The sequence below is a fragment of the Streptomyces sp. NPDC052036 genome, from assembly GCF_040680495.1.
GTDB lineage: Bacteria > Actinomycetota > Actinomycetes > Streptomycetales > Streptomycetaceae > Streptomyces.
Window position 1 is genome coordinate 62,567 of the sequence record NZ_JBFAWW010000021.1, and the last position, 14,170, is coordinate 76,736.

General features: G+C 68.4%; 15 protein-coding genes and 2 pseudogenes. 12 read left to right on the plus strand and 5 right to left on the minus strand.

The window, feature by feature from the left end; all coding sequences use genetic code 11:
• Nucleotides 1-10 precede the first annotated feature (10 nt).
• The 4 genes from murQ to AB0L95_RS26520 all read left to right on the plus strand — a co-directional run bounded on the left by murQ (nucleotide 11) and on the right by AB0L95_RS26520 (nucleotide 3,967).
• Nucleotides 11-907, plus strand: coding sequence for an N-acetylmuramic acid 6-phosphate etherase (gene murQ / locus AB0L95_RS26505; protein WP_365165303.1), 897 nt, complete (start codon nucleotides 11-13; stop codon nucleotides 905-907).
• Nucleotides 908-1,154: 247 nt separating this feature from the next.
• Nucleotides 1,155-1,364, plus strand: a complete 210-nt coding sequence (locus AB0L95_RS26510; protein ID WP_365165306.1) for a ferredoxin — start codon at nucleotides 1,155-1,157, stop codon at nucleotides 1,362-1,364.
• Nucleotides 1,354-2,727, plus strand: coding sequence for an FAD-dependent oxidoreductase (locus tag AB0L95_RS26515; protein WP_365165308.1), 1,374 nt, complete (start codon nucleotides 1,354-1,356; stop codon nucleotides 2,725-2,727). Before AB0L95_RS26510 ends, AB0L95_RS26515 begins: the two co-directional genes overlap by 11 nt.
• Nucleotides 2,728-2,758: 31 nt before the next feature.
• The gene (locus AB0L95_RS26520; RefSeq protein WP_365165311.1) at nucleotides 2,759-3,967 is read left to right on the plus strand and encodes a cytochrome P450; all 1,209 of its coding nucleotides are present in this window, start codon (nucleotides 2,759-2,761) and stop codon (nucleotides 3,965-3,967) included.
• Nucleotides 3,968-4,021: 54 nt separating this feature from the next.
• Here AB0L95_RS26520 and AB0L95_RS26525 read toward each other — a convergent pair whose 3' ends face one another.
• Nucleotides 4,022-4,567 carry a DUF302 domain-containing protein gene (locus tag AB0L95_RS26525; protein WP_365165313.1) on the minus strand — a complete coding sequence of 182 codons (546 nt, stop codon included), beginning with the start codon at nucleotides 4,565-4,567 and terminating at the stop codon, nucleotides 4,022-4,024.
• Nucleotides 4,568-4,615: 48 nt separating this feature from the next.
• Nucleotides 4,616-5,020, minus strand: a complete 405-nt coding sequence (locus AB0L95_RS26530; protein WP_365165316.1) for an ABATE domain-containing protein — start codon at nucleotides 5,018-5,020, stop codon at nucleotides 4,616-4,618.
• Between the two features lie 161 nt (nucleotides 5,021-5,181).
• Between AB0L95_RS26530 and AB0L95_RS26535 the strand changes: the two genes are divergently transcribed.
• Entirely contained in the window at nucleotides 5,182-5,985 is an 804-nt protein-coding gene (locus tag AB0L95_RS26535; protein WP_365165319.1) for an MBL fold metallo-hydrolase, read from the plus strand.
• Nucleotides 5,986-6,023: 38 nt separating this feature from the next.
• Complete coding sequence (locus AB0L95_RS26540) at nucleotides 6,024-6,200, plus strand: hypothetical protein (RefSeq protein WP_365165321.1); 177 nt, start codon at nucleotides 6,024-6,026, stop codon at nucleotides 6,198-6,200.
• A 104-nt stretch (nucleotides 6,201-6,304) separates the two neighbouring features.
• On the opposite strand, the gene AB0L95_RS26545 is transcribed toward AB0L95_RS26540, so the two are convergent.
• Nucleotides 6,305-6,895 carry a TetR/AcrR family transcriptional regulator gene (locus AB0L95_RS26545; RefSeq protein ID WP_365165323.1) on the minus strand — a complete coding sequence of 197 codons (591 nt, stop codon included), beginning with the start codon at nucleotides 6,893-6,895 and terminating at the stop codon, nucleotides 6,305-6,307.
• 405 nt (nucleotides 6,896-7,300) lie between these two features.
• Between AB0L95_RS26545 and AB0L95_RS26550 the strand changes: the two are divergent.
• The 4 genes and pseudogenes from AB0L95_RS26550 to AB0L95_RS26565 all read left to right on the plus strand — a co-directional run.
• Nucleotides 7,301-8,252, plus strand: a pseudogene (locus AB0L95_RS26550) (chlorophyllase).
• A gap of 142 nt (nucleotides 8,253-8,394) precedes the next feature.
• Complete coding sequence (locus AB0L95_RS26555; RefSeq protein ID WP_365165326.1) at nucleotides 8,395-9,258, plus strand: LLM class flavin-dependent oxidoreductase; 864 nt, start codon at nucleotides 8,395-8,397, stop codon at nucleotides 9,256-9,258.
• Between the two features lie 163 nt (nucleotides 9,259-9,421).
• On the plus strand, nucleotides 9,422-9,796 hold the full coding sequence (locus AB0L95_RS26560) for a hypothetical protein (RefSeq protein ID WP_365165328.1): 375 nt from the start codon (nucleotides 9,422-9,424) through the stop codon (nucleotides 9,794-9,796).
• A 197-nt stretch (nucleotides 9,797-9,993) separates the two neighbouring features.
• Nucleotides 9,994-10,314 (plus strand): annotated as a pseudogene (locus tag AB0L95_RS26565) (metalloregulator ArsR/SmtB family transcription factor); the annotation flags it as partial.
• A 223-nt stretch (nucleotides 10,315-10,537) separates the two neighbouring features.
• Here the strand turns inward: AB0L95_RS26565 and AB0L95_RS26570 are convergent.
• Nucleotides 10,538-11,050 (minus strand): GNAT family N-acetyltransferase, encoded by a 513-nt coding sequence (locus AB0L95_RS26570; protein ID WP_365165330.1) that lies wholly within the window; start codon nucleotides 11,048-11,050, stop codon nucleotides 10,538-10,540.
• Nucleotides 11,051-11,493: 443 nt separating this feature from the next.
• On the opposite strand from AB0L95_RS26570, the gene msrA reads away from it, so the two are divergent.
• Nucleotides 11,494-12,006 (plus strand): peptide-methionine (S)-S-oxide reductase MsrA, encoded by a 513-nt coding sequence (gene msrA, locus AB0L95_RS26575; protein ID WP_365165332.1) that lies wholly within the window; start codon nucleotides 11,494-11,496, stop codon nucleotides 12,004-12,006.
• 400 nt (nucleotides 12,007-12,406) lie between these two features.
• On the opposite strand, the gene AB0L95_RS26580 is transcribed toward msrA, so the two are convergent.
• A complete protein-coding gene (locus tag AB0L95_RS26580; RefSeq protein ID WP_365165477.1) occupies nucleotides 12,407-12,958 on the minus strand; it encodes a YciI family protein in 552 nt (183 codons plus the stop codon).
• Nucleotides 12,959-13,125: 167 nt separating this feature from the next.
• On the opposite strand from AB0L95_RS26580, the gene AB0L95_RS26585 reads away from it, so the two are divergent.
• Nucleotides 13,126-14,109 carry an aminoglycoside phosphotransferase family protein gene (locus AB0L95_RS26585; protein ID WP_365165334.1) on the plus strand — a complete coding sequence of 328 codons (984 nt, stop codon included), beginning with the start codon at nucleotides 13,126-13,128 and terminating at the stop codon, nucleotides 14,107-14,109.
• The last annotated feature ends 61 nt before the right edge of the window (nucleotides 14,110-14,170 follow it).

Genomic DNA, 14,170 nt, shown 5'->3' on the forward strand with positions numbered 1-14,170 from the left:
CGACCGCGCCGTGGACCTCAGCACACTGGGCACCGAGACCCGCAACGAGCGGACCGCCGAGCTGGACCGCATGCCGGTCTCCGAACTGCTCTCGGTCATGAACGCCGAGGACCAGACCGTCGCCCTCGCGGTACGCGACGCCCTCCCGGAGATCGGGACCGCCGTCGAGGCGATCACCGAGTCGCTGCGGCGGGGCGGACGGCTGATCTACATGGGCGCCGGCACCAGCGGCCGCATCGGCCTGCTCGACGCCGTCGAGTGCCCGCCCACCTTCGGCACCTCGCCCGACCAGGTGGTGGGCCTGCTCTCCGGAGGTCCGGGTGCCTTCATCGTCGCGGTCGAAGGGGCCGAGGACGAACCCGCGAGGGCGGTAGCCGACCTCGACGACATCGGCCTGGACGACAAGGACACGGTCGTCGGCCTCGCTGCCAGCGGCCGTACCCCCTATGTCGTCGGCGGCCTGAAGCACGCCGCCGCCAAGGGGGCCGTCACGGTGTCGGTCGCCTGCAACCGCGACGCGGTCATCAGCCGCTACGCCGACATCCCGATCGAGGTCCCCACCGGCCCCGAGATCCTCACCGGGTCCACCCGCCTCAAGGGCGGCACCGCCGAGAAGATGGTCTGCAACATGCTGTCGACCGCGTCGATGGTGCGCTTGGGCAAGGTCTACGGGAACCTCATGGTCGACGTCCGCGCCAGCAACGACAAGCTCGTCGACCGCGCCCGCCGCATGGTCGTCCAGGCCACCGGCGCCGACCCCGACACGGCCGCCGAGGCCCTGCACGCGGCCGACGGCCATGCCAAGACCGCCATCGTCATGCTCCTCACCCACTCCACCGCCGAGCAGGCCGCCCGCGCCCTGGAAGGGGCCGCCGGCAACACCCGCGCCGCCATCGCGGACATCTGACCGGCCGCCTGCCGCTGACGGGGCGTGACCACTCCCTTGGGGGAGCGGGACGACGCCCCGCCGCCACTTTTCGCCCGCTGGGCGTTCGCTGCGCCACGGCGGTCCGTCGGCCCGCCGCCGTCCGCGTTTCTCCCGCCTGCCAAGTCCTGCTCCCGCCCCGCCTCCGGCGGAGTAGCCAGGCGAGCGTCCGATTCTTCCCCCACTCTGTAAAAGCAGGAGGGGGTGAGACGACGGAGGGAGTGGCGGGATGCAGATCGTTGTGGACCTCACGGTCTGCCAGGGCTATGCCCAGTGCGTGTTCCTGGCACCGGAGGTGTTTCGGCTCCACGGGGAAGAGGCGTTGTTGTACGCGCCGACGGTTCCCGGCGATCAGCTGGAGCGCGTACGCCAGGCCGCGGCGGCGTGCCCCGTGCAGGCCATCCTCGTCGGCGAGGAGGTGAGCGCGGGTGACAGATGACCTGCGCAAGGGCCGGATCGTCATCGTAGGCGCGTCCCTGGCCGGGCTGAGGGCCGCCGAGGCACTGCGCGAGCAGGGCTTCACCGGCTCACTGACCGTGGTGGGAGACGAGGCCTACCTGCCCTACGACCGGCCGCCGCTCTCCAAGCAGGTGCTGCTCGGCCAGGTGGCGGCGGACACCACCGCGCTGCCGATGCGCCGGGATCCGGACGCCGAGTGGCGACTGGGGGTGGCGGCCACCGGCCTGGACCCCCTGCGCAAACGGGTGCTGCTGGCCGATGGCGATGAGCTGCCGTACGACCGGCTGCTCATCGCCACCGGGACCCGGGCACGGCCCTGGCCCAACTCGGAGGAGGGCGCCCTGGACGGGGTGTTCACCCTGCGCACCTGTGACGACAGCGAGGGGCTTGCCGAGCGGCTGGCTGCCGGGCCGCGTCGGGTGCTGGTGATCGGCGGCGGCTTCACTGGTTCGGAGGTCGCCTCGGCCTGCCGGGAACGGGGACTGGAGGTGACGGTCGCCGAACGGGGCCCCGGCCCCCTGGTGGGGGCGCTCGGCGGGACGCTGTCGAAGCTTGCCGCCGCGATGCATCGAGGCCACGGGGTGGATCTACGGTGCGGGGTCACGGTCACCGCCCTGCGCGGCGACGGCAGCGGCCGGTTCGTCGGCGCGGACCTGTCCGACGGCAGCAGCGTCGAGGCGGACGTGTGCGTCGTCGCGCTGGGAGCGGTGCGCAATATCGAGTGGCTCGCGGACTCCGGCCTTGCGGCGGGCCCGCGAGGGCTCGCCTGCGACGCGGGGTGCCGGGCCTTCAACATGTATGGGATCGTCACCGACGATGTCTTCGCGGCCGGTGACGTCTCCCGCTTCCCGCACCCCTTGTTCGAATACCAGATGCTCTCCTTGGAGCACTGGGGCAATGCCGTCGCGCAGGCGGAGGTCGCGGCCCACAACTTGGTGAATCCGGGGCCGTTGAGACGTCCCCACCTCGCGGTGCCCGTCTTCTGGTCGAGCCAGTTCGGGCTCAACATCAAGTCTGTGGGCGTCCCGTCCTTCTCCGACCAGGTGGTCATCGCGCAGGGCTCGCTGGAGGCGCGCCGACTGGCCATGGTGTACGGCTACCGGGGGCGGGTCACCGCCGCGGTCACCGTCAACATGGCGAAGACGCTCGAGTACTACCAGCACCTGATCGAGACCGCCGCCCCGTTCCCGCCCGCCCCCGGCGCGGCGGACCGTCCGATGGCGGCCGAAATCCCGATCCCCTCCGACGTGCCGGATCCGAAGGGGCTCTCCCACGGCCCCACCGTCGCGCTCACCGGCTACCTGCCGGACCGCCGGCTGACCGTGGTGCAGCCGCGAGGCTGACCCCCTCCACCCGCCACCGAGGAGCCACACCATGACCGCGGACACCCTGCTGGAACGGATTACCGACTACGCCAACCGCCCCAACCCCTACCCGCTGTACGCGGAACTCCGCGAAGCCGGGCCCGTGGTGCCTCAGGCGGACGGCAGCTATCTGATCGGCACGTACCACCACCTCGCCGCTCTGCTCCACGATCCGCGGATCAGTGTCGATCCCCGAAGCCGTCCGGCCACGGCCGGCACTCCGTACGTGGAAGGGGGCAAGCCGTCCTTCCTGCGGCTCGACGACCCCGAGCACCACAGACTGCGCACCCTGGCCATGCGGCCGTTCGGCCCGCCGCACAGCCCCGGCCGGATCGACGCCCTGCGAGGCCAGATCGCCGACATCACCAAGGAACTGTTCGAGGCGCTCCGGGACCGCGAGCAGATCGACATCGTCGACGACTTCGCCTACCCGCTGCCCGTCACGGTCATCTGCCGACTGCTCGGTGTGCCACGCGAGGACGAACCGCTGTTCCAGGCATGGTCCGAGGCGCTCGTCGCGGCCGCCGACGTCAGGGCTGGAGAGGACACCACCGAGCTGGACCAGGCGGGCCGACAGGCGCGGGCCGAGATGGGCCGGTACCTGCTGGACCTCGCCGAACAGCGCCGGTCCCAGCCGCGCGACGACCTGCTGTCCGCCTTCATCAACGAACCCGACCCGGACGCGCGGCTCACCCACGAGGAACTCGCGGAAAACGCCATCCTGTTGTTCATCGCCGGACACGAGACCACGGTCAACCTGATCACCAACGGGGCCCTGACCCTGCTGCGCCACCCCGACCAACTGGACCGGCTGCGCCGCGACCCCGACCTGCTGCCCAGCGCGGTGGAGGAACTGCTGCGCTACGAGCCCCCCGTCCACATGCGGGAACGCATCCCCCTCGCCGACATCGACGTCGCAGGCACCATCCTGCCCGCGGGCAGCACCGTCGTGCTCGCGCTGGCCTCGGGCAACCGGGACCCCAGCCGGTTTCAGGAACCCGATCGGTTCGACCCCGTCCGCCCGGACAATCAGCATCTGGGCTTCGGCAGCGGTATCCACCTCTGCTTCGGCGCACCGCTCGCCCGCATCGAAGCCCAGACCGCACTCCACGCACTGATCCCCCGACTCGGCACCGCGGCCCTGGTCCAGGACCCACCCCCGTACCGGCAGAACGCCATGCTCCGCGGCCCCCGCCACCTCCTCCTCCAGATCCGATGACCCCCCGGGCTCAACCGGCGTAGGTTCAGTTGCGCTGAAACACCGGACGAACCGTCATGAAGGGTCGGGCGTCGTGCGGTGCCCTGTCGTGGTGAAGGCATCGGCGGCATCGACACCGCAGACCCGCAACAGATTGACCACGATGCGATCAAGGTCTTCGCCGACTTTGGTGACCTCGGGAATGCCGAGGCTGGCGAACTCGTCGCTCGGCCGGTGCATGGTGAACACCGCATTACCGTCGGCGTCGCTGTAGACCAGCATCCGCAGAGGCGCATAGAGCAGCGCTCTCGGGTCATGGCGAAACATGGTCTCGGCGATGACATGGTTGCCCGTCAGATACTCCATCGACCTGGTGGAGTGCCCTGCCACGCTGAAGAGCTGGGTGCCGTTGATCCGGGCGTAACGCATCAGATCGTTGGGTGCGTTCACGGCGGTCGCGGCGCGAACGGTGTCCCAGCTTCCCCCGGATTCCGCAATGCGCTCCAAGGCGCTCGGATCGAATACGGGTGCCGCTTTCTCGAATGCGGTCACAAAGTCGTCGTAGGCGATTCCGGTGGGGATTTCGATCCGCGTCACGGTGTGGCTGTGCTGACGTGCCATGCGATTGCTCCCTACTCCTGGGGCCGGGCTTCGCTTCTCTCCCGATTCCTACGGAACAGCCCTCGCTGCGGAAAACGCATTCGGTCGTCCTATGCATACACCAAGATTGCGGGAAACGTCGGCACCGGGATCAGGCGACTGATGGCGGCCTTCGTGCTCCGGTTGCCCGGGGGGCCAGCGCAGCGAGGGAACGTTGGGTGCGGCGCGCAACGCGGCGTTGAGGACTTCGACGGCCTCCGGCGACGGTGTGGCGTGGTCGACGGCCGGGGCCAGCTGGGTGTGTATGGCCGAACGCAACTGCCGGACTTCGTCGTCGCGTGACGGGTCGAAGTCTGCCTCCCGCGGGATCAGATCCTGCTGGTGCAGCCATTGTGCGACCGCGCTCGGGTCCGGCAGTGCGTCGTCCGGCAGACCACGCCGCAGGGTGCGGGTGTTCGCCAGGGCGAGCGCCACCGAGCCCGCCTCACCGGGAGCGGGAGGCCGGGGCCGGGCGGTGGCGGCAGGGGACTGTGTCGGCTTCCTCTCCATGCGACTAATGTTAACTGTTGACAATGTCCATTAGGAGCGGCTAGCTTCTGCGCACTCGTTGATCACTCCCGGCGAAGGAGCCAGTCGTGCAGACCCCGGAACAGCCCCCGTTCGGCGTGCGTATCCGCGCAGTCGGAGGGCCCACAGCAGTCATCGAGATCGGTGGCCTGAGACTACTCACCGACCCCACCTTCGACGAACCGGGCTCCTACACGGCCCCCTCCGGTTCCGTGCTCACCAAGACCATCGGCCCCGCGATCGGCCCGGACCAGGTAGGTCGTGTCGACACCGTTCTGCTGTCCCACGACCAGCACGCCGACAACCTCGACGAAGCAGGGCGCGCCTTCCTGCCGACCGTCCCTTTGGTCCTGACCACGCCGAGCGGCGCCGGACGGCTGGCCGGAAACGCCCATCCACTCGGGCCGTGGGACCACATCGACCTCGAACGTCCCGGCGGTGCCCCGCCGCTGACCGTCACCGGTGTGCCCGCCCGCCATGGGCCGGTCGGCTGCGAACCGATCTGCGGAGAGGTCACCGGATTCGTCCTCACGGCGCCTGACCTGCCGACCGTGTACGTCAGCGGGGACAACGCGTCTCTGGACGCGGTACGGCGAACAGCCGAGCGCTTCGGCCCGGTGGACATAGCGCTGATCTTCGCCGGTGCCGCCCGCACCGGTGCCCTCGACGGCGCTCTGCTGACCCTCGACAGCGATCGAGCCGCCCAGGCCGCCCAGATCCTCGAAGCCCGCCACGCCGTGCCCTTGCACTTCAACAGCTGGCGCCATTTCACCGAAGGCGACCAGGAGTTGCGCGCCGCCTTCGCCCGATCGGGAGTGTCCGACGGGCTGACCGTACTCGCTCCCGGGGACACCGCCGAGTTCCAGCAATAAGGTCCGGCAGCGGCTCGGGGACCCATTCGCACACGGGCGTGATCCGGCTCGAAGGCGACACCGCGTCCGGCCGTGCCTACATGCAGCAGCTCGGCCGCATGCACGACGGCATGTCGCGGGTGAACTACGGCCTGTGTCACGCCCGTGATCGGCGCTCGCCGGACGGCCCCACCCTGGCGCCGCTGCGCGCAGCTTCCCCGGTCACCGTCGCCTGATCCTGCCCGGGCAAGGCGCCATCGCTCCCATCAGCGATGGCGCCACGCTTGTTGCCGCGGAGAACCTCTGCTCCGGGCGCGAGCCGTTGGAAGGCGGACCCTGGTCAGTGCGGTCGTTGTAGTCCTGCGATGAGGAGCTCGACCAGTCGACGCGCGTCGTAGCGGGGGTCGTGGTCGGCGCCGATGCAGAGGTTCCCGACGCCGCGCATGAGCTCGTAGGCATCCACGTCGGGGCGGATCTCGTCGGCGACGGTTGCGGCTTCGAGCAGCTGGGTGCACACAGGCAGCAGGCGCTCGAGGAAGTAGGCGTGCAGTGCGTCGAAGCCGGCGTCGTCGGACTGCAGCACGGCAGCAAGTCCGTGCTTGGTCACCAGGAAATCGACGAAGAGATTGATCCAACGCCCTAGAGCGGCGTGCGGAGTCGCACAGGTCGCCAGCAGAGCTGGACCCGCCTCGGCGCAGGCTTCGATCTGATGCCGGTAGACAGCGATGATGAGATCCGCTCGCGTCGGGAAGTGGCGGTAGATCGTTCCCATCCCGACGCCGGCCTTGGCCGCGATGTCCCGTACCGGCGCTTCCACGCCCGACGTGACGAAGACCGCGGCAGCCGCGTCGAGCAACGTCTCCTTGTTGCGGCGGGCGTCCGCCCGCTTGGACCGGGTCGCGCGCCCTGCGTCCTCGCCACTGTCATTCACGGCGCTCACTCCCTCCGCTACCGAGCCTGCTGATCGGAGCAATGTCCGTCTCGTTATCGGAGTAACGTTCCGTTTGCCCATGATGCCAGAACAGGGGCAGGCAGCCAAACCACGCCAGTGCGGGCTCCGGGCCCTCAGCGGTGTGCAGGTCGCCCGACACCGCCGCTCCTGCCGACCACGCGAGCGCCCAGTGCCAGAGCATCCAGCGCCAAGGTCCGCCCACCCCCTGCATGGATCCCGCCAGGTATGCCGCTTGCTAGACGGAGCGTTGTTCCGTATCGTTCCGGAACGACGCTCCGTTTAATGGCATCGGCCTACGTCGCACCGCCCGATGCCCGGCAGCAGCCTGTGCCGCGTCAAGGCCGAACGTACCCACCATGAAGCAGCCGAAAGGAAGACCCTCCTATGAGCGAATCAGCCATGGTGATCACGGACCTGGCCACGAATGCGCCCACTCCGGTCGTCTCGATGAAACCGGTGGTGCTGTCAGCCCCGGGCCGTGGTGAGGATCTGCAAGTACAGGTGTCGGCGCCCACGATGGGGAACGAACTGCCGATCATCGCTTTCTCGCACGGCTTCGGCTGGTCAATGGACGGCTACGCCCCGCTGGTCGACTTCTGGGCCCCTCACGGCTTCGTGGTGACTCAACCGACCCATCTCGACTCCAGGACGCTGAACCTTCCCCCGGACGATCCCCGTACGCCGCTGGTCTGGCGTTCCCGAGTCGAGGACATGAAGCGCGTCCTCGACAGCTCGATCACGTCGAAGCTTCCGTTCCCTGTCTCAGCGGGCGCCTCGATCGCAGCCGTATCGCCGCGGCCGACACTCCTGGGGCGCCCAGACGACGAGCCTGCTGCTGGGCGCGCGCGTCCTCGATCCCGACGGCGGAACGGGAGAGGACATGTCCGATCCGCGGATCAAAGCAGGTGTACTGCTTGCCGCGCCCGGCCGGGGCGGTGACGACCTGACTCCGTTCGCGGTCGAGCACCTCCCCTTCATGAACCCGAGCTTCGCCGACATGACCACGCCGGCCCTCGTGATCGCGGGGGACCGAGACCAGTCCCATCTGTCCGTTCGAGGGCCGGACTGGTTCACTGACCCGTACTTCTTGAGCCCGGGCGACAAGAGCCTGCTCACTCTGTTCGGAGCGGAACATTCGCTCGGCGGAATCCCCGGCTACTGCGTCACGGAAACGACGGACGAGAGTCCCGAACGCGTCGCCCTGATCCAGCGGCTCACCTCGGCCTATCTTCGCAGCGCGCTTAACCTTCAGGACTCCGGTTGGTCGGCAGCGAGCACGGAATTGACGCAGAGCGCCCATCCATTGGGCCGAATTGAATCCAAGCGAAGCTCATAGAAGTGCTGTCGATTTCTGTCGGTAGCGCGCCCCATCCGGCGTGCCACCGATGCCGGAAGGAACCAACGGCTCCATGCTGCACACATCACCGAACACACCTCTGAACACACCTCTGAACACGTCTCGGCCTCGCTTCGGGATCATGACCGCACCCTCGCAGGTCGACTACCACGACCTCCTCCGGGTCTGGCGCGAGGCGGACACGATCCCGGAGATCGAGCATGCGTGGTTGTTCGATCACCTGATGCCGATCGGCGGGGACCCCGGCGGACCGGCCTACGCAGGCTGGACGCTGCTCTCGGCACTGGCCGCCCAGACCCGGCGACTGCGGCTCGGCGTGCTGGTGACCAGTAACCGGTTCCGGCCGCCCGCGATGCTGGCCAAGATCGCCACGACCGTCGACATCGTCTCCGGTGGTCGGCTCGACTTCGGTATCGGCGTCGGCTCACGCCCCGGCCATCCCCTGGCCCGGCGTGAGTACGAGGCGCACGGCCTGCCCTTCCATGACACCGCGCACGCCGTGGGGAGCCTCGCAGAGGCCTGCACGGTGATCCGACGGATATGGACCGAGCCCGAACCGTTCGACTTCCATGGCACCTACCACCATCTGACCGGAGCGTTCGGCAACCCCAAACCCCTCCAGCATCCGCACCCACCGATCCTCATCGGCGGACGCTCGTCCGCGACCCTGCGCGTGGCCGCCGAGCACGCCGACCTGTGGAACATCCCGGGTGGCGACATCGACGACGTCGTCCGCCGCAGCGCACTGCTGGACCGCTACTGCACCGAGATCGGCCGCGACCCCGCCTCGATCACCCGCTCGATCCATCTGCCCGTCTCCTACGACCGCCCCCGTGACACCCAGGACGCGATCGGCGACGCGATCGACGCCGGCTTCCGGCACATCGTCCTCGGACTCGCGGCGCCCTACCCCGCCGACGTCGCACGGTGGGTCACCGACGAGCTCATCGGCGCGCAGCACATACGCTCCAGTTCAGAAAAGTGAAGGGCCAGTTGTAGTCGTAGAACTGTCCAAACACGGCACCCTTCGGTCAACGGACGTCACTCCCGAAGACCTCCCCCCGAGCATCCGAGCCACGCGCCTACGGTGCGATCTCTGGGCGGGGCACCGCTGTCCCGCCCTCAACGGACGATCAAGGGGAGGAACCATGGCGAGTGTGGACGTGTCGCTGAAGGAGATGATGACCGGGTCCGAGGGGGCGCTGGGCGCGGCGGTCGTCGACTACACCAGCGGTATGGCCCTCGGGACCCTGGGCGGAGGCAAGGATCTGGATCTGACCATTGCCGCGGCCGGGAACACCGATGTCATCCGCGCCAAGGTGCGCACCATGGAACAGCTGGGCTTGAAGAGTGAGATCCAGGATGTGCTGATCACTCTCGGCGACCAATACCACCTGATCCGCTTGGTCACCGGTCGCAACGGCAACGGTCTGTTCCTCTATCTGGTTCTGGACAAGGCCCGTTCGAATCTCGCGATGGCCCGCCATCAGCTCAAGCGCGTAGAGGAGCAGCTTGAGATCTAGGCCCTCCCGTGACCTGGGCCGACGTGCGCCCATGATGTGAAGACTTCTTCAAGTCACTACATCAGCATGATTCCAATTCGTGCATGCACACGGCCGAGTGCGAGAAGGATCAGGTGTGCGCAGCACATTCCGTGGTGGTGCCCTCCGGGGCGCCACCACGTCTGGACCGTCCCCGAAGCGGCAGGGAGCGAGCACCCATGCAGGTCCCCCTCTATCAGGCCAAGGCGGAGTTCTTCCGCATGCTCGGGCACCCCGTGCGCATCCGAGTCCTGGAGCTGCTCCAGCATGGTCCGGTGCCTGTGCGTGATCTGCTCGCAGACATCGAGATCGAGCCGTCGAGCCTCTCCCAGCAACTCGCCGTGCTTCGGCGGTCCGGCATCGTCGTGTCCATCCGGGAAGGATCCACGGTCCGCTACGCGCTCGCCGGCGGCGATGTCGCCGAACTGCTGCGCGCGGCCCGCCGTATCCTCACCGAACTCCTGGCGGGCCAGAACGAACTGCTCGCCGAACTCCGGCAGACCGACGACGTCATTGCCGCCCCCGGTCAGCATCCGAAGGCAGAGTCTTCGGGCGTCACCGCAGTGCCGAGGACGGTTGATGACGACGACAGCGCCGACCACGGCAGAGATGTCGCCGCCGTGGAACACAGTGACGTCGGCGGCCAGGCCGACCGCCACAACCGCCGTACCCGGAGCGAGGCCTACGCGCGTGCCGACTCCGGCGAGGGTTCCCGCCTTCGTGTCACAGGCTCCTTGCCGACGTGCTGATCTCGTACTCGACCTGCTCCAGAGGGTTCCCATCGCCGAAGTCGTATGTCCGTGCGGCGCCGTTCTCGATGAAGCCGCACTTGGTGTAGAAGCGCCGCGACTGCGGAGTGTCGCGCAGCGTCCACAGGTGGACGCGTGTGAATCCGGCGGCCCGTAGGCGACTCAGTGTCTCGGTCATCAATACGGCGGCGACGCCGCTGCCCCAACCGTCGGGATGGTTGTAGAAGCTGTGGATCTCGGCCAGCCCTGGGCGGGTGGAGGACGGCTCGAAGGCGCACAGCGCCAGCGGACGATCGTCGTGCTCGGCCAACACAATGGTCAGTTCCCCTTGCGTGACCCTCGCTTGCCATCGCGTACGCCTGCTCCGTACCCCTTGAGCTGCAAACTCCGGGTGGAAGAAGGGCGCGTAGGCCGCCTCCCACGCCGCAGCGTGGATCTCACCGAGAGCGTCCCCGTCGCCAGGCCCAGCACTCCTAACCTTGATCATGCGACCACCCTATCCGCTCGACCCACAGCCCTCCGTAGGGCAAAGTTGGCGGCGCACACCACCGCTGACCAGCCTCGGAGCGTTCCTGGACGCCTACGGCAGCGGGGTCGTCTCCGGCGAGCTGGTTGTCTTCCACCCTCGCGGCCCGGGCAAGCTGGTGGAGCGCATGCACACCTGGGAGCCGCAGGATCCCCCTCGGAGAGTGACTCTTCGACTACGGTGCGATGCCTGCCAGTACCTGCTGGAAAGCATCCTCGATCTGCCCCTGACCTCGCACATCACGGGTGCCGGCACGGTCGAGCCCCCCACGTGGGGTGGGGTGGGCGGGCACGGAATTCCTGGGCACCCTCCCTTGCTGATGAAGCCAGAGATTATGGGGTGCAGGCTGTATGTGTGCCGAGCAGCCCGAGTGAGCTAGGCGACAGATATTTGGAGGGGCCGAAATGGCAGCGCAGACGCAGAGGGCCGTGCTGGCGGGCGGATGCTTCTGGGGGATGCAGGACCTGATCCGCCGGCTCCCGGGCGTAGAGGCGACCCGGGTCGGATACACCGGGGGTGACGTGCCGAACGCTACGTACCGTAACCACGGTACCCACGCGGAGGCCATCGAGATCCTCTTCGACCCCGCGAAGACCGACTACCGCGCGATCTTGGAGTTCTTCTTCCAGATCCACGACCCGAGCACGAAGAACCGTCAGGGCAACGACATCGGTCTCAGCTACCGGTCGGCGATCTACTACGTGGACGACGAGCAGAAGCGGGTCGCCGAGGACACCATCGCGGATGTGGACGCCTCCGGACTGTGGCCGGGCAAGGTCGTCACCGAGGTGGAGCCGGTCGGCCCCTTCTGGGAGGCGGAGCCCGAGCACCAGGACTACCTGGAGCGTTACCCCGACGGTTACACCTGCCACTTCCCGCGCCCGGGATGGCGGCTGCCCGCCCGCGCCGAGGGCTGACCGAGCGCCGGCGCCCGGAGCGCTGGCGGCTGACCACGCGCGCTGAGGGCTGGCCGCGCGGAGCGGCCTGCGACGCGGTGGCCTGACCGTGGGACCGCCTGGGTGCGTGCCACATGCACCCGGGCCGTCCCGCCCGCGGACCCGGCGGAGGGTCGGTGACCACGATGGCCGGTCTTCGCCTGCGGTACGAGGGGGAGCGTCGCGGGTGTGCAGGGGGTGGGGTCCGGTGTGTACGCCGTCAGCCCGGGCAGCCCGGAGACCTCGTTCCAGATCCATCCCCACCGACCTTGAACCGCCCAGAACGCAACGGCCCCCAACAGCGGCAGAAGCACAAGCGCCGGCCAGCGCGGGGCCTCTCTTCCGTACGGCGCATTGCCTCAAGCCGCCCGGCACGGAAGCCTCATGACGGCCGTCCGCCGAACTGCCAGTTGTGCACCTCGATGTCGGCGTACCGGCCCAGGGTCAGGGCGGCGCGTGCCGTCTCCGCGTCCGGCGCGCGGACCAATACCGCCGTACCGAGCCAGGCGGCGCCGTCGTCGGACAACAGCGGTCCGTACGCGATGAGTTCGTCCCTGTCGGGAGGCGCCGCGAGGTCGGCGGCGTTCCCCGAGCCGAGCCCGAGCACCAGATACCGGTTGCCGCCGGTCCGGCCGCCGGGGAAGTCCCACATGGTGCGCCCGAGCGTGTTGTGCCACCGACGCACCAGCACGTCTCGGTACACGCCGGCCTGGTAGTTGGGCTCGTCGAAGGCGAACGCGCGGGCGGCGACCGGATCGGGCAGATCGACGATGTGCACGCTGCCGGTGGGGGTGTCTCCGTCATCGGCGAGGGTCGGGCCGCGGGCGATCATCTCCTTCGCGTACCGGTCCATATATGACCAATGCTCTTCCAACAACTCGTCGCGCAGCGCTACGGAGTCGGCCCGGTCACGGTGATAGCAGAGGAACTCCATGGCCATAGGGTCTCTTTCAGGAGGTGTCAGGTCGAGCGGGTTTCCACGGTCCAGACAGGGGTCGTGGAGAGGACGGTCTCCTGGCTCGCCGGATGCCGACGCCTGCATCGCCGGACGGTACCAGCGGCTTCGCAGGCCGAGACTTGCGCGCGGGATAGGCTGCCGGCATGGCTGAGGGCGAGAGCGCGGCGGTTGTTGAGGCTGGTATCGATTCCTTGGGTTGGTCCAACACCCGCCTCTGGGTGGAACGGAGTCTCCGTCCCGAAGACCGGATTCGTGCCGTGGCAACGCTCCGCGGGGGCTGGTCGTCACAGATGCGCCGCCTCGATGTTGAGGGAGACGGTGAGTCGTACTCCCTCGTACTGCGATCCTTCGTCAAGCCCTTCTACGTGAAGCATGCGCTCGGACTGCTCACGCGGGAAGCGGACATCCTCCAACTGCTCGCGAACACGAACGTGCCGGCCGCTCGTCTTCATGGTGTCGATGCGGCAGCCCAGCACTGTGACCATCCGTCTCTGCTGATGTCGTTGCTGCCGGGAAGCGTCAGGCTGGACGAGGAGGACGTCGAGCGAAAGACCGAGCTCCTTGCCCGGCAGTTGGTGGAGATTCACGGGTTGCGCGTTCCGGACGGAGCCCGACCGCGTACGTATGAGGCGTGGACCAGTTCGGAGCGGGTGCGGCTTCCCGAGCACTCGGAACACCCGGATGTGTGGCAGCGTGCCGTGGAGGTGATCCGCCGCCGGCCTCCGGCGTATCCGCCTTGCTTCCTGCACCGTGACTTCCATCCCGGGAACGTGCTCTTTGCGGGAGAAGGAGACGGTCTGGCGATCACGGGTGTCGTGGACTGGGTGGAGACGTCCTGGGGACCCGCGGACCTGGACGTGGCCCACTGCTCCACCGCGCTTGCTCTGCTGCACGGAGTGCGTGTCGGCATGCGGCTGGCGGATCAGTACATCGCAGCCGGTGGAACGCTCAGCGACGCCCCGGCCGATCACCTGTACTGGCGGGCGCTCGATGCGCTGGCCTTCGCACCGGACGCGGAGAAGGTCGCCGTGCCCTGGCGGGAACTGGGGAGGACGGATTTGACACCAGCGGTTCTCGCCGAGCGTTTGGAGGAGTACCTCCAGGCGGTCTTGAGTCAGTACGGCTGAGGGACCAGCCGGCCGAAGGGCGCCACGAAGTCGGGGCAGACCCCCACCAGAAACCGGCCTG

Coding starts and splice junctions, on each gene's coding strand:
- AB0L95_RS26510 (WP_365165306.1), top strand. CDS start 1,155: ATGCAGATCGTTGTGGACCTCACGGTCTGCCAGGGCTATGCCCAGTGC.
- AB0L95_RS26520 (WP_365165311.1), top strand. CDS start 2,759: ATGACCGCGGACACCCTGCTGGAACGGATTACCGACTACGCCAACCGC.
- AB0L95_RS26525 (WP_365165313.1), bottom strand. CDS start 4,567: ATGGCACGTCAGCACAGCCACACCGTGACGCGGATCGAAATCCCCACC.
- AB0L95_RS26555 (WP_365165326.1), top strand. CDS start 8,395: ATGACCGCACCCTCGCAGGTCGACTACCACGACCTCCTCCGGGTCTGG.
- AB0L95_RS26560 (WP_365165328.1), top strand. CDS start 9,422: ATGGCGAGTGTGGACGTGTCGCTGAAGGAGATGATGACCGGGTCCGAG.
- AB0L95_RS26570 (WP_365165330.1), bottom strand. CDS start 11,050: ATGATCAAGGTTAGGAGTGCTGGGCCTGGCGACGGGGACGCTCTCGGT.
- msrA (WP_365165332.1), top strand. CDS start 11,494: ATGGCAGCGCAGACGCAGAGGGCCGTGCTGGCGGGCGGATGCTTCTGG.
- AB0L95_RS26580 (WP_365165477.1), bottom strand. CDS start 12,958: ATGGAGTTCCTCTGCTATCACCGTGACCGGGCCGACTCCGTAGCGCTG.
- AB0L95_RS26585 (WP_365165334.1), top strand. CDS start 13,126: ATGGCTGAGGGCGAGAGCGCGGCGGTTGTTGAGGCTGGTATCGATTCC.